This is a genomic window from Streptomyces sp. NPDC047061 (assembly GCF_040643955.1).
GTDB lineage: Bacteria > Actinomycetota > Actinomycetes > Streptomycetales > Streptomycetaceae > Streptomyces.
Map to the genome: position 1 here is coordinate 34161 of NZ_JBEYVI010000018.1, position 13469 is coordinate 47629.

The 13469-nt window shown below is 72.1% G+C and carries 13 protein-coding genes; 8 read left to right on the forward strand and 5 right to left on the reverse strand.

All coding sequences use genetic code 11. From position 1 onward, the window contains the following. Position 1: 1 nt before the first annotated feature. Positions 2 to 673: a hypothetical protein gene (locus ABZ887_RS24965; RefSeq protein ID WP_361293042.1), complete on the reverse strand. Its 672-nt coding sequence runs from the start codon at positions 671 to 673 to the stop codon at positions 2 to 4. Positions 674 to 907: 234 nt separating this feature from the next. Between ABZ887_RS24965 and aroH the strand changes: the two genes are divergently transcribed. From aroH to der, 5 genes are all read left to right on the forward strand, one after another. Next, entirely contained in the window at positions 908 to 1270 is a 363-nt protein-coding gene (gene aroH, locus ABZ887_RS24970; protein WP_361293044.1) for a chorismate mutase, read from the forward strand. Then, positions 1267 to 2352 carry a prephenate dehydrogenase gene (locus ABZ887_RS24975; protein WP_361293046.1) on the forward strand — a complete coding sequence of 362 codons (1086 nt, stop codon included), beginning with the start codon at positions 1267 to 1269 and terminating at the stop codon, positions 2350 to 2352. Before aroH ends, ABZ887_RS24975 begins: the two co-directional genes overlap by 4 nt. Before the next feature lie 96 nt (positions 2353 to 2448). Next, positions 2449 to 3135, forward strand: a complete 687-nt coding sequence (gene cmk, locus ABZ887_RS24980) for a (d)CMP kinase (protein ID WP_361293048.1) — start codon at positions 2449 to 2451, stop codon at positions 3133 to 3135. A 53-nt stretch (positions 3136 to 3188) separates the two neighbouring features. Then, a complete protein-coding gene (locus ABZ887_RS24985) occupies positions 3189 to 3776 on the forward strand; it encodes a lysophospholipid acyltransferase family protein (RefSeq protein ID WP_361293299.1) in 588 nt (195 codons plus the stop codon). A 78-nt stretch (positions 3777 to 3854) separates the two neighbouring features. Beyond that, positions 3855 to 5339 (forward strand): ribosome biogenesis GTPase Der, encoded by a 1485-nt coding sequence (gene der / locus ABZ887_RS24990; protein WP_361293050.1) that lies wholly within the window; start codon positions 3855 to 3857, stop codon positions 5337 to 5339. A gap of 53 nt (positions 5340 to 5392) precedes the next feature. On the opposite strand, the gene ABZ887_RS24995 is transcribed toward der, so the two are convergent. Together ABZ887_RS24995 and ABZ887_RS25000 are read right to left on the reverse strand one after the other, a co-directional pair. Beyond that, positions 5393 to 5800 (reverse strand): hypothetical protein, encoded by a 408-nt coding sequence (locus tag ABZ887_RS24995; protein WP_361293052.1) that lies wholly within the window; start codon positions 5798 to 5800, stop codon positions 5393 to 5395. A gap of 185 nt (positions 5801 to 5985) precedes the next feature. After that, positions 5986 to 6771, reverse strand: a complete 786-nt coding sequence (locus ABZ887_RS25000; RefSeq protein WP_361293054.1) for a hypothetical protein — start codon at positions 6769 to 6771, stop codon at positions 5986 to 5988. Between the two features lie 540 nt (positions 6772 to 7311). Between ABZ887_RS25000 and ABZ887_RS25005 the strand changes: the two genes are divergently transcribed. Both ABZ887_RS25005 and ABZ887_RS25010 read left to right on the forward strand, forming a co-directional pair. After that, entirely contained in the window at positions 7312 to 8025 is a 714-nt protein-coding gene (locus ABZ887_RS25005; RefSeq protein WP_361293056.1) for a transglycosylase family protein, read from the forward strand. A 488-nt stretch (positions 8026 to 8513) separates the two neighbouring features. Continuing rightward, a complete protein-coding gene (locus ABZ887_RS25010) occupies positions 8514 to 8729 on the forward strand; it encodes an I78 family peptidase inhibitor (protein ID WP_217555714.1) in 216 nt (71 codons plus the stop codon). A 105-nt stretch (positions 8730 to 8834) separates the two neighbouring features. On the opposite strand, the gene ABZ887_RS25015 is transcribed toward ABZ887_RS25010, so the two are convergent. Continuing rightward, the gene (locus ABZ887_RS25015; RefSeq protein WP_361293058.1) at positions 8835 to 9854 is read right to left on the reverse strand and encodes a phosphatase PAP2 family protein; all 1020 of its coding nucleotides are present in this window, start codon (positions 9852 to 9854) and stop codon (positions 8835 to 8837) included. 238 nt (positions 9855 to 10092) lie between these two features. Further along, positions 10093 to 11394, reverse strand: a complete 1302-nt coding sequence (locus tag ABZ887_RS25020; RefSeq protein WP_361293060.1) for a mannosyltransferase family protein — start codon at positions 11392 to 11394, stop codon at positions 10093 to 10095. A 271-nt stretch (positions 11395 to 11665) separates the two neighbouring features. Between ABZ887_RS25020 and ABZ887_RS25025 the strand changes: the two genes are divergently transcribed. Then, entirely contained in the window at positions 11666 to 13279 is a 1614-nt protein-coding gene (locus ABZ887_RS25025) for an MFS transporter (RefSeq protein WP_361293062.1), read from the forward strand. Positions 13280 to 13469 lie beyond the last annotated feature (190 nt).

Below are 13469 nucleotides of genomic sequence, written 5' to 3' on the forward strand. Positions count from 1 at the left end.
GTCAGGGGACGACTGGGCTCGCCGTCAGCTGCTGTCCGTCGACCGTCACGGCGCCGGTCTCCGGGTCGATGCGGGGTGCCGCCGAGGGCTTGCCGTCACGGTCGACGATGCCGACCTGGCGGCCGTCGGCGAGCACGATCCAGCCGCCGTCCACCTTCGCGCCGCGCACCGTCGCCGTGGCCCGGTACAGGCCCGACCCCTTGACGGCCCGCTGGGCGGTGAAGGCGTAGTGGCCGCCGTCCAGGTCGACGCTCCCGCGGATGCGCCGGTTGTCCTGGAGCGTGCCGTTCAGGACGGCGCCGTGACTGCCGGTGAGCTTCATGCTCCCGTCGGGCTGCACCGGGCCCTTGAGCCAGGACTCCTTGCTGTGGCCGTCGCAGAAGTACGCGATCGCCCTGCCGTCGCGGACCGAGACGGCCACGGAGGACGAGTCGTCGTCGGTGCGGCCGGCGTAGGAGGCGTCGGCGATCTTCGCCGGGCTCGGCGACGGGCTCGGCGACGGGGACACCGTGGCCGTCGGGGACGCCGTGGTCCTCGTCGGCGCCGGACTCGGTGACTTCTCCTGGTACGACGACGAAGCGGTCTTCGTCCCCGTCGTCGCGTTGAGCGTCAGCATGAACAGGCCGAACAGCAGACCCGCGAGCAGGGTCAGCAAGGGACCGGGACGTTTCATGGCGGGCCTCCCCCGAGGCGGGTCTGCCTGCCATCAGAGCGGATCGGCGGGCCCGGCGTAAAGAGGCGCACAGGGGTGTTTCGTCCCAAGTAGCGGAATGGGGTACCACACGTGACATTGGGGCCATGGCAGGCGACGGCCCCGTCTCAGCGGGCGGGCAGGGCGCACGGGCCCGGCGGCGGTCTGACTAGGCTGGTCGGACCAAGACGCCGACGTCAGAACAGGAGCAGCGCCGTGGCGGTACGAGCGGTCCGGGGGGCCGTCCAGCTGGAGCGGGACGACGCCGGTCACATGGACGAACAGGTCGGAGCGCTGCTCACGGCCGTCCTGGAGCGGAACGGGCTGACCGCCGACGACCTGATCAGCATCTGGTTCACGGCCACCCCCGACCTGCACAGCGACTTCCCGGCGGCCGCCGCGCGCAAGCTCGGCATCGTCGACGTACCGCTGATCTGCGCCCAGGAGCTGGACATCGCGGGCGCCATGCCCCGGGTCGTCCGGATACTGGCGCACATCGAGTCCGACCTGCCGCGCGCCGACATCAGTCACGTCTACCTCGGTGCCGCGGCCGCCCTGCGCAAGGACATCGCCCAGTGAGGACCGCGCTCGTCATCGGCACCGGTCTCATCGGCACGTCCGCCGCGCTCGCCCTCGCCCAGCGGGGCGTCGTCGTCCACCTCGCCGACCACGACCCCGAGCAGGCCCGTACCGCGGCCGCGCTCGGCGCCGGCACCGACGAGGCCCCCGACGGGCCGGTGGACCTGGCGCTCGTCGCCGCCCCGCCCGCCCACGTGGCCGCCGTCCTCGCGGACGCGATGAGCAGGGGCCTGGCGCGCGGCTACGCCGACGTGGCCAGCGTCAAGGGCGGCCCGCGCCGGGAGCTGGAGGAGCGCGGCCTGGACCTGTCGTCGTACATCGGCACGCACCCCATGTCCGGCCGGGAGAAGTCCGGGCCGCTGGCCGCCACCGCCGACCTCTTCGAGGGCCGGCCCTGGGTGCTCACCCCCACCCGGGACACCGACACCGAGGTGCTGAACCTCGCCCTGGAGCTGGTCTCGCACTGCCGGGCCCTGCCGGTCGTCATGGACGCCGACGCCCACGACCGCGCGGTGGCCCTGGTCTCCCACATGCCCCACCTGGTCTCCAGCATGGTCGCGGCCCGCCTGGAGCACGCCGACGAGTCGGCCGTACGGCTGTGCGGCCAGGGCATCCGGGACGTGACCCGGATCGCCGCCTCCGACCCCGGGATGTGGATCGACATCCTCTCCGCGAACCCCGGCCCGGTCGCCGACCTGCTCGCCGACGTCTCCGCCGACCTCGACGAGACGGTCCGCGCCCTGCGCGCCCTGGAGTCCTCCGACGAGGACAAGCGGCGCGCGGGCGGGGCCGGGATCGAGGACGTGCTGCGCCGCGGCAACGCCGGTCAGGTCCGGGTGCCCGGCAAGCACGGGTCGGCGCCGCGGGCGTACGAGGTCGTGGCGGTGCTCATCAGCGACCAGCCCGGCCAGCTGGCCCGGATCTTCGCGGACGCCGGGGCGGCCGGGGTCAACATCGAGGACGTGCGGATCGAGCACGCCACCGGTCAGCAGGCCGGCCACGTCCAGCTCTGGGTGGAGCCGAAGGCCGTGCCCGTGCTCACGTCGGCGCTGCGGGACCGGGGCTGGGCGCTGCGCCAGTAGCGCTGAGAACGGCGGTCCCGGGGGCCGGTAACCTTGTGCGGGGCGCACCGCCGCCCGCACACCACCCACCACCCTGCACCCGGAAGGTGTCCCCCCGTGGAAAACGGCGCCGTAAAGCCCGTGATTGTCGCGATCGACGGCCCCTCGGGCACCGGCAAGTCGAGCACGTCCAAGGCCGTGGCCGAGCAGCTCGGCCTGAGCTACCTGGACACCGGCGCCCAGTACCGGGCCATCACCTGGTGGATGGTGAACAGCGGTATCGACCTCACCGACCCGACCGCGATCGCCGCGGTGGCCGGCAAGCCGGAGATCGTCTCGGGGACCGACCCGGTCAAGCCGACGATCACCGTCGACGGCGTGGACGTCGCCGGCCCGATCCGCACCGAGGAGGTCACCTCCAAGGTCAGCGCGGTCAGCGCGGTGCCCGAGGTGCGCACCCGGATCAGCGAGCTGCAGCGGTCGCTGGCCCGCGCCGCCGCGCACGGCATCGTCGTCGAGGGCCGCGACATCGGCACCACCGTGCTGCCCGACGCCGACCTGAAGGTCTTCCTCACCGCCTCCCCGGAGGCCCGCGCGGCGCGCCGCAGCGGCGAGCTGAAGGGCGCCGACGTCAACGCCACCCGCGAGGCCCTGGTCAAGCGGGACGCGGCCGACTCCTCCCGCAAGACCTCGCCGCTCGCCAAGGCCGGTGACGCGGTCGAGGTGGACACCACCGAGCTGACGCTGGCCCAGGTCATCGAGTGCGTCGTCACCCTCGTCGAGGAGAAGCGGGCCGGGAAGTGAGCGTTCCGTCGCAGCGGGGCGCCGAGACCGGGCGCCGCATCGGGGTCGGCCTGATGTACGGGCTGTGGAAGCCGCGTGTGCTCGGCGCCTGGAAGGTGCCCGCGCAGGGCCCGGCGATCCTCGCCGTGAACCACTCCCACAACATCGACGGCCCGATGGTCATGGGCGTGGCGCCCCGGCCGACGCACTTCCTCATCAAGAAGGAGGCGTTCGTCGGGCCGCTCGACCCGTTCCTGACCCGGATCGGGCAGCTGAAGGTGGACCGCCAGTCCACCGACCGCACGGCGATCACCCGGGCGCTCGGTGTCCTGGAGGCCGGGGGAGTGCTCGGCATATTCCCCGAGGGCAGCCGCGGCGACGGCGACTTCGCCGCCCTCCGCGCGGGCCTCGCCTACTTCGCGGTGCGCTCCGGGGCGCCGATCGTCCCGGTGGCCGTGCTGGGAAGCTCCGAGCGGCGCGGACGGTTGATAAAGGGGCTGCCCCCGCTGCGCTCCCGCGTCGACGTCGTCTTCGGCGACCCCTTCGAGGCGGGCGACGGCAGCGGCCGACGCACCCGAAAGGCCCTGGACGAGGCCACCGAGCGCATCCAGAAACAGCTCGCGGGCCACCTGGAAAACGCCAGGCGTCTGACCGGACGCTAAGCGACACTTAGTAGTGGATCAGCCCCATTTCGCGGCCGGTCCACCGATCACCACGATGAACGACGAGGTACGCACTTCATGAACGACCACATCCAGCCCGGCGACTCGGCTGAGCACGAGTACGACCACGGGGCGCTCGGTGACACCGAGTACGCGGAGTTCATGGAGCTCGCCGCCGAAGAGGGCTTCGACATCGAGGACGTCGAGGGCGCCATCGAGGCGGCCGGCCACGGCCCGCTGCCCGTCCTCGCCGTCGTCGGCCGCCCGAACGTCGGCAAGTCGACTCTGGTGAACCGCATCATCGGTCGCCGCGAGGCCGTCGTCGAGGACAAGCCCGGTGTCACCCGCGACCGCGTAACCTACGAGGCGGAGTGGGCCGGCCGCCGCTTCAAGGTCGTCGACACCGGCGGCTGGGAGCAGGACGTCCTCGGCATCGACGCCTCCGTGGCGGCCCAGGCCGAGTACGCGATCGAGGCGGCCGACGCGGTCGTCTTCGTCGTCGACGCCAAGGTCGGCGCGACCGACACCGACGAGGCGGTCGTACGCCTGCTGCGCAAGGCCGGCAAGCCCGTCGTGCTGGCCGCCAACAAGGTCGACGGACCCAGCGGCGAGGCCGACGCTTCCTACCTCTGGTCCCTGGGCCTCGGCGAGCCGCACCCGGTCTCCGCCCTGCACGGCCGCGGCACCGGCGACATGCTGGACGCCGTCCTGGAGGCACTGCCCGAGGCGCCCGAGCAGACCTTCGGCGGCCCCGGCGTCGGCGGCCCCCGCCGGATCGCCCTCATCGGCCGCCCGAACGTCGGCAAGTCCTCCCTCCTCAACAAGGTGGCCGGCGAGGAGCGCGTCGTCGTCAACGAGATCGCCGGTACCACCCGCGACCCGGTCGACGAGCTGATCGAACTCGGCGGCATCACCTGGAAGTTCGTCGACACCGCCGGCATCCGCAAGCGCGTCCACCTCCAGCAGGGCGCCGACTACTACGCCTCGCTGCGCACCGCGGCCGCCGTCGAGAAGGCCGAGCTCGCGGTCATCCTGCTCGACGCCTCCGAGAACATCTCCGTGCAGGACCAGCGGATCGTCACCATGGCCGTCGAGGCGGGCCGTGCGGTCGTCCTCGCCTTCAACAAGTGGGACACCCTCGACGAGGAGCGCCGCTACTACCTGGAACGCGAGATCGAGACCGAGCTCGGCCAGGTCGCCTGGGCGCCCCGCGTCAACGTCTCGGCCCGCACCGGCCGCCACATGGAGAAGCTGGTCCCCGCGATCGAGACCGCGCTGGCCGGCTGGGAGACCCGCGTCCCCACCGGCCGCCTCAACGCCTTCCTCGGCGAGCTGGTCGCGGCCCACCCGCACCCGGTCCGGGGCGGCAAGCAGCCCCGCATCCTGTTCGGCACCCAGGCCGGCACCAAGCCGCCGCGGTTCGTCCTGTTCGCCTCCGGCTTCATCGAGGCGGGCTACCGCCGCTTCATCGAGCGCCGGCTGCGCGAGGAGTTCGGCTTCGAGGGCACGCCGATCCACATCTCCGTGCGGGTGCGCGAGAAGCGCGGCACGAAGAAGAAGTAGCCGCATGCGTGAGGGGCGGCCACCGTCAGCGGTGGCCGCCCCTCACGCATGTGTCACAGCCCCCGGCGCGGTGCCGGCGGAAGCGCAGCCGGGACCGGCGTCATCCCGGTCTCCTCGGTCCGCCCGAGCGTCCCGACCCGCTGCCACTGCGGCGGCTGCGGCTGGCCGCCGCCGTTCCGGGCGCTGTAGGCACCCGCGCTGTACGCGCTGTACGAGCTCCCTCCGTACGACCCCAGACCGTGCGTGCCGGTACTGAACGGGGCGGTCCCGAAGGCGACGAACCCCAGCGACTCCTCACCGCTGCGATCACCCGGCAGCGTACGGAAGCTCTTGACCCACTCCGCATAGAGCGAGTCATAGATCGGCGTGGCCGAGAGCCCGCCCGGGGCCTCCTGAGCCGCCCGGGCAGCGGGAACGGCGGAGAAGGACGGCCGGTGGGGAGGAAGGTCGTATGCGTGCACGTATGTCCAAACGACCGGATTCTTGAAGAGATGCGGCCCGTGGTTTTGCTTTTGGGGGCTGAGGAGCGCCCCGTAAGGGGCGTGGGGCTGTATTGGATCTGCGGCTGCCGCCGCGTGGGCGCGAGCAACCGGACACGACCCGCAGTCGCCGACTCAGCGCAGCCTCCCGCCCCCTGGGGCGCCCCTCAAATCCCCGCAAGCGGCAGGGCCGCCGCCACCAGCTTCCCGTTCGCCGCCGCCTTGTCGATCGCGTCGCGCAGCAGGTCCTCCCGCGGCTGCCGCCCGATCGACCCCACCGGCGCCGCGAACATCAGCACCTGCTGGTGCTTGTTGGCGGCCGCCCGCCACCCGTCGGTCACCTGCAGCGGCTGATGCGCCTGCCACCACGCCACCGGCTGCCCGCCGGTCGGGCCCGGCTGCAGCACCGCGTGCAGCTGACCCACCGCCAGCAGCACCGACCACCCGTGCAGCACCGGCGGCACCGAGGTGAGCTCCGGCACCGGCATGAAGCCCTGCTCGATGAGGAGCGGCAGGAAGTCGTCGCCCACCCCGTCCGTGCCGGGCCGCACGATCGGCGACGTCGGCTCCACGACCAGCGCGGGGTGCAACTCCCCGGCGATCAGCACGAGTCCGCTGGTCACCCCGAGCACCGCCTGCTCGGGCACGGACTTCTGCGGCCCGCCGCCCGGCGCGCTGTCGCCGTTGATGGAGCGGACCGCCCCCTGCAGCTGCTCCTCGGTGACCTGGACGACCTGCGAGGGCAGGCACGTGGCGTGGGCGAAGGCGAGGACGGCGGTCTCGTCGCCGATGAACAGGACGGTGCTGGTGCGCTCCTGTTCGGAGTCGCCCGGGGTGCGGCAGGACGTGCAGTCGTAGCTGCCGGGGGCGTTGTCTCCGGCGAGCAGCCGGTCGGCTTCTTCGTCGCCGATCTCGGCGCGTACCTCGTCGCTGACGTCGAGCATGCGCGGCACGGTGGCTCCCTCGGGATGCGGTGCGTGTAGGCCCGGGTGGCTCCCGGTCCGTGAGCCCCCGGGGTCGCGGGCTCATGAAGAAGACAACGGGTGATCTGTGGTGGGGGTCACGCATCGGGGGGATCGGGATCGAACCATCCGCTGCGCAGGGTCACGCCTCGTGCGGAATCCGGCACTCCCCGTCAACTCTTCGCAAGCCGAAGGAGTTTGACGCGGTGAAGTGAATCACAGATCCGTCGAACCCATGGTCGACAAATACCGAAATCAGGGAATGTAGTGGGTGGCCGAAAATCGCTGCTACCCACGGTAACATTGAACTGGCCTGGCCTGACAGGGAGTTGGTTGATTTCGGACGTTCCCGATCTCTAGATTCCTCCGCCGTGTGCAGCGAGCACCGCTCGGGTACGTCCGCCGGCCACAGCAGGCAGAGCATCACCGCAACACCGGCCGCGGCGGACGGGGCGAGCGCGAGGAACCGCGTCCATCACGCGGGGACCGCGTCCCGCCTGGGGGACCCCGGGTATGTGGAGAGGGAAATACATGTCCGAGTGTGCCGATACCACCCGTGAGACCGTCGCCGCCAAGAACGGCTCCCGCAAGGGCCGTACGACAGCCGCCCTGGCCGGAGCGGCGCTGCTCGCCCCGCTGGGCCTGCTGGCGGCCACCGGCAACGCCGCGGCGGCGGACAACGGAGTGTGGGACCGCATCGCCCAGTGCGAGAGCGGCGGCAACTGGCACATCAACACCGGCAACGGCTACTACGGCGGACTCCAGTTCTCCGCCTCCACCTGGCGCGCGTACGGCGGCTCCGCCTACGCGGCGACGGCCGACCGGGCCTCCAGGGAAGCGCAGATCGCCGTCGCCACCAAGGTCCAGCACGCCCAGGGCTGGAACGCGTGGCCGGTCTGCTCGGCGCGGGCCGGGGCGACCGGTTCGGCGCCCGAGAGGGCCTCGGTGACCACGAAGAGCACCACGGAGTCGGCGACGAAGCCGTCGCAGTCGTCGCAGTCCTCCAGGTCGGCGACCACGTCGACCACCCGGAAGTCGACCCCTGCGGCGAAGACCCCGCAGCGCTCGGCGGACCGTACCGGCCGCACCTCGTCCGGCGGCGACTACACCGTCCGCAAGGGCGACACCCTGAGCGAGATCGCCGAGCGGCACGGCACCACCTGGCAGCGCCTCTACGCCGCCAACAAGGCCGTCATCGGCGACGACCCGAACCTGATCGTGCCCGGGCAGCGCCTCGCGCTCTGACGCGAACCCCCGCACCGCCCTGCCCCGCCCGGCCCGACCGGGCGGGGCCCGGTGCGTTTTGGGGGCATGTACATGCTTTGAATGAGGCGCGGGCGTGCTGATGTGAGGCTGATTCATGTGCGGACGGCACACTTCGAGTTCACGCTGCCGCAACCTCGTCCCCACCCGCGAGGTACGGGGGTTCTGTGCCGGAGCGGTGAATCTCTTATGCGGTGTCAGCTTCGGCGCGGACCGGCGGAATCGGAATGGAATGCAGGCGCCGGAGCGCCCCGGATCCCCGCTCCCGGTTCTTTCCGGCGGCTTTTCGGAAGACCGTACCGGCATCGGGGAATTGCGCTCGAATGCGCCAGGAAGGCGCATGGAACCGCTCGAACGTGTGACGGAGTTCGACCGAAACGCGTGTCGTGATTCTGTGACAGAAGTGTGACCGGGGACAGACGTGCGACTTCCGCTTCCGTCTCCGCCGGAAGCGGCCTAGCGTGGGCCGCATGGCACCGGACACCGCTCCGCCGACGGAGCCCCAGGACAGCCCGCAAGGGTACGTAGGCCTCGACGCGGGCGACGCGGAACGCTTCGCCCGGCAACGGGGGTGGACGACGGTGCGCTCGCTGCCGCCGGGAGCGATCATCACCATGGAGTACCGGACGGGGCGGCTCAACTTCGAGGTACGCGACGGCGTCGTGGCGCGCGCCTGGAAGGGCTGACCGCACGACGGCGAAGGCCCCGGTTCCCGCAGTGGGGAACCGGGGCCTTCGCCGTGCGGGGGCGGTGGTGCGTACCAGGACCCCGCTGTCGCGTCCGTACGGCCGTCAGCCGCCCGTCACCGGGCGGGCCGCCTGGGCGGCGGTGCCGCGCGGCTGCCGCTCGGGGTGCGGCGGGCGGCGGCTGCCCGCCGGGGTGACCGGGGTGCGCTCCGAGCGGGGGGTGTGCGGGCCGGGTGCCAGATGGATCGGGGCCCTGGGCGCGCGGGCCAGGGAGACCGGCTCGCGTTCCGGCGCCGTCTGCTCGACGGGCGCCGGGCGCGGCTTGAGGACCACGGGCACCGGGACCGGGGCGGGCACCGTGCTGCCGCGGCGGGCGCGCCAGCGGTCGCGCAGGTCGAAGAGCGAGGTCTCGGCGCGGGCGATGAAGGGCTCGCACCAGGGCAGCGCCAGCAGGATCAGCAGCCCCGCGGCCCAGCCCAGCAACACGTCGCTCAGCCAGTGCGTACCGAGGTAGACGGTGGACATGCCGACGCCGAGGGAGGTGACCGCCGAGGCGGCGGAGAGCCAGCGGCGGGCTCTAGGGGTGGAGGCCAGATATGCCAGAATTCCCCAGGTCACCACCGCGTTGGCGGTGTGTCCGCTGGGGAATATATCGCCGCCCAGGCCCATCTCGTTCGAGCCGATGACGGTCGCGTAGTGCGGTCCGAGGCGTCCCATGCCGAGCTTGGCGGCACCGACCGTGATGTTGAGCAGCAGCAGGGAGGCGCCGAGCGTCAGCAGCGGGCGCAGGGTGTGCTGCCGCCACGAGCGCCAGCCCAGCCAGGCGGCGACCATCACGGCGGTCGGGCCGCGCTGGCCGAGGACCACGTAGTAGTCGACGAACCAGTGGATTCCCGACCACTGCTGGTACGGCCGGAAGAACATGACCTGCCAGTCGAGCCGGACCAGCCACGACGTGATCACGACGGCCCACACGATCGCCAGGTAGAAGGCGAGGGTCGCGGTGAACAACACGACCCGGTGCCGGCTCATCTTCGGCACATCAATGTGGGCCGGCCGTTCCGGCTCACGGTCCAGCCTGGCGAACACCCGGTCCAGACGGGTGAGGTTTCGTTCGGTACGCACCCAATCGACGTTACAGCGAGTGAGCTCTGTTCCCGGTCGAAACTGCGGCTTTGTGATGACGATGTGATGTGGGAAACCTCTCAGGAGGCCTCCGAATTCTAAGGATTCCGTAATCCTCGGCGGGTCCGTCCTTCAATTCCTTTGATCATGCCGGGTCGCCGTTTTATGGCACTTATGAATTCGTTAACCAAAGCATGGGGTGGAATTCTCCGGCTGCTCATCGGAGCCACCGGAATGATCATGGAGGTCCGGAGCCGTTCAGCCAGAACGCGCCATAGATCGCCGAGGCCACCGCCACACCTGCCGTGACCAGCGCCGATCTGCCGGTGCGTAGCCGGGCGAGGGCCTGGGCGAGCGGCAGCAGCAGCGGGAAGGCCGGCAGCAGCAGCCGCGGCTTGGACCCGAAGTAGCTCGACGCGCACAGCGCGAGCGCGAGGACGACACCCGTGTAGACCAGCAGGGGGAGCGGTTGTCGCCGGCGGACGCCGATCACGTAGAGCCACAGCAGGAGGCCGACACCGAGGATCAAACCCGCTCCGGCGAGAGCGGACGGAAATGACGTGAACTTGTCGGCCGCGAAGCGTGCGAACGCATAGCCGCCGTCGAAGCCGTTACGCCAGCCCGCCTGGACGTCCAGGTAGCCCAGCGGGCCCCTGCCGGTGCGGTGGCCGACCCACAGGACATAGGCGGCGGTGCCGAGCGGGGCGAGGAGCATGCCGAGCGCGCGGCGCCAGGGCGGGGCCCCGGTGATGGTGACGTGGGGGGCGCGTGGCGCGTGTGGTGCGCCGGTTGCCTGCGGGACGCGCCGGGCGCGGGCGGCGCTGGACACCTCGGGGGCGCGTTCGTCATCCCGCGCGCCGCCCGGCCGATCCGCACCACCGTCCCGTGCGCCGCTGCTGCGATCCCGCACGAACGAGACCACCCCCGCCGTCCACACCGCCGCCACCACGGCGAGCCCCACCGGCCGGGTCAGCCCCGCCAGCGCGGCCAGCACCCCGGCGGTCACCCAGCGGCCGGTCAGCACGGCGTACAGCGACCAGGCCGCCAGCGCGGTGAACAGCGACTCGCTGTACGCCATCGACTGCACGATCCCCACGGGCAGTACGGCCCACAGCAGCACCGCGCAGACCCCCACCCGTGGGCCGTACACGACGTCCGTGACCGCGAAGATCCCCCAGGCCGCCGCCAGCGAGGCGAGCAGGCTCACCGCGAAGCCGGCGTCGGCGTACGACAGGGGCGCGAGCGCGTGCAGCAGGCGCTCCAGCCAGGGCAGCAGCGGGAAGAAGGCCAGGTTGGAGTGGACGTCGCCGTTCGGCAGCCGTACCTCGTAGCCGTAGCCCAGTTCGGCGACCCGCGTGTACCACAGCGAGTCCCAGCGCGCCGTCAACAAGGTGTAGCCGCTCTTGCCGCGCGCCGCGCTCCATCCGGCCAGCACGGCCAGGCCGAGGGCGCGTACGGCCGCGTACCCGAGCAGGGCCGGCGCCGCCCGGCGCAGGGCCGGGGCGCGCGGTACCGCCATGGGTGTCTCAAGATCGGTCACGGGCTCGATTATCGACGGGACGCGGAACCGCCGGGTTCGCGCGGGCGTGATGCGGAGCGGGGACCGTGACCGGGCCGTGGCGTACGCCACATGAGTTCTCCCGAGAGTGTGAGAGGTCCGCCACGTGCCCCCGGAACGAACTCGCGTACGCTGACGTGTCACTCGCGTTCGTATACGCGGGCCGGAGACCCCGCTCCTCTCCGGCCGTACGACGGGGCGTCCCCACCCCGCCCGTCCGCCGCACGCGAGGGACCATCTGGGAGGTACGTACATGTCCGGGACGACCACGGCCGCCGTACGTCCGCGCCGCCGTGCGGTGTCCGGGACCGGTGCCGGTGCCAACCGCTGGGTCGTCCTCGTCGTCCTCTGCGTCAGCCTGCTGCTGGTCGCCCTCGACGCGACCGTGCTGCACGTCGCGGTGCCCGCCGTCACCGAGGACCTCAAGCCCGGCGCGATGGAGCTGCTCTGGATCGTCGACGTCTACCCGCTGGTCTGCGCCTCGCTGCTGATCCTGTTCGGCACGCTCGGCGACCGGGTGGGCCGGCGCCGCGTCCTGCTCCTCGGCTACGCCCTGTTCGGCGTCGCCTCCGCGGCGGCCGCCCTCGCGCCGAGCGCGGCGGCACTGATCGGAGCCCGGGCGCTGCTCGGCGTGGGCGGCGCGATGATCATGCCGGCCACCCTCTCCATCCTCCGGCAGGTCTTCCCCGACCGCCGTGAACGGGCCCTCGCCATCGGCATCTGGAGCGCGGTGGCGGCGGTCGGCGCGGCCGTCGGCCCCCTCCTCGGCGGCTTCCTCCTCGAACACTTCTGGTGGGGCTCCGTCTTCCTGGTCAACATCCCGCTGATGCTGGTCAGCCTCCCGGTGGGACGCCTCTTCCTCCCCGAGTCGCGCGGTGACCGCGACGGCCCCTGGGACGTGGTCGGCGCGCTGATGGCGGCGGCCGGCCTGTTCGGCGTGGTGTTCGCCGTGAAGCGTCTCGGCGGCGGCGAACCGGCGGGCAGCGCGCTGACGGTGGCGCCGCTGCTGCTGGGCGCGCTGCTCCTGGTCCTCTTCGTACGACGGCAACGGCGGCGGGCGTTCCCGCTGGTGGACCTGAGGATGTTCGCGCGGCCGGCGTTCAGCACGGCGGTCGGCTGCATCGTGCTCGCGATGCTCGCGCTGGTGGGCCTCGAACTCATCGCCGCGCAGTACCTGCAACTGGTGCTGGGCCTGTCCCCGTTGCAGACCGGGCTACGACTGCTGCCGCTGACGTTCGCCGCGATGGCGGCGGGGCTGGCCGGGGCGCGGATGCTGCGGCGTTTCGGGCCGCGCCGGATGGTGTGCTTCGGCTTCTGCCTGACCGCGGCGGCGGTGCTCACGCTGACGGCGATGGGCGGGGCGGACAACGCGGGCCTGCTGCTCTTCGGTTTCCTGCTCCTCGGCTTCGGCCTGGAGACCACGCTCTTCGGGGCGTACGAGTCGATGCTGAGCGAGGCGCCGGCGGCGCAGGCCGGCGGGGCGGCGGCGATCGGCGAGACGTCGTACCAGCTGGGGGCAGGGATCGGGATCGCGTTCCTCGGTAGCGTGATGAACGCGGCGTACGCGCCGGGGCTGGCCGACGTGCCGGGCGTACCGGCGTCGGCATCCGCGTCGGCGGGGCATTCACTGGGTGAGGCGTACGAGGTCGCCGGCCGGCTGGGCGGGTCGGCCGGGTCGGCGTTGCGCCGGGCGGCGCGGGACTCCTACGTGCACGGTCTGCATGTGACGTTGCTGGTCAGCGCGGGGTTGTTGCTGCTGGGGGCGGTGATGGCGCTGCGGTTGCCGCGCATCATGCAGTGCGAGGAGACGGCCCCGGTGGAGGTCCCGGCCCCTCGCGAACCACAGAGGTCCCGCGTCTCGGCGTAGCCCTGCGGGGTGGGGTGGGCCGACCTGTGAAGGTACTTCGCCGTTGGCGGGTGCGGGTCGGAACCTTCTCCCACCCACGCACCGCCCGTGCGGGTGGGGGGAGGGGTGGGCCGACCTGTGGGGGTGGTTCGTCGTTGGCGGGTGTGGGTTCCTGCCACCCGCTTGCGCGCTGCCCGTGCGGGTGGGGGAT

Excerpts from the sequence above, each read along its gene's own strand:
- ABZ887_RS24965 (WP_361293042.1), bottom strand. The coding sequence starts at position 673 with ATGAAACGTCCCGGTCCCTTGCTGACCCTGCTCGCGGGTCTGCTGTTC.
- ABZ887_RS24985 (WP_361293299.1), top strand. The coding sequence starts at position 3,189 with ATGTACGGGCTGTGGAAGCCGCGTGTGCTCGGCGCCTGGAAGGTGCCC.
- der (WP_361293050.1), top strand. The coding sequence starts at position 3,855 with ATGAACGACCACATCCAGCCCGGCGACTCGGCTGAGCACGAGTACGAC.
- ABZ887_RS25005 (WP_361293056.1), top strand. The coding sequence starts at position 7,312 with ATGTCCGAGTGTGCCGATACCACCCGTGAGACCGTCGCCGCCAAGAAC.
- ABZ887_RS25010 (WP_217555714.1), top strand. The coding sequence starts at position 8,514 with ATGGCACCGGACACCGCTCCGCCGACGGAGCCCCAGGACAGCCCGCAA.
- ABZ887_RS25025 (WP_361293062.1), top strand. The coding sequence starts at position 11,666 with ATGTCCGGGACGACCACGGCCGCCGTACGTCCGCGCCGCCGTGCGGTG.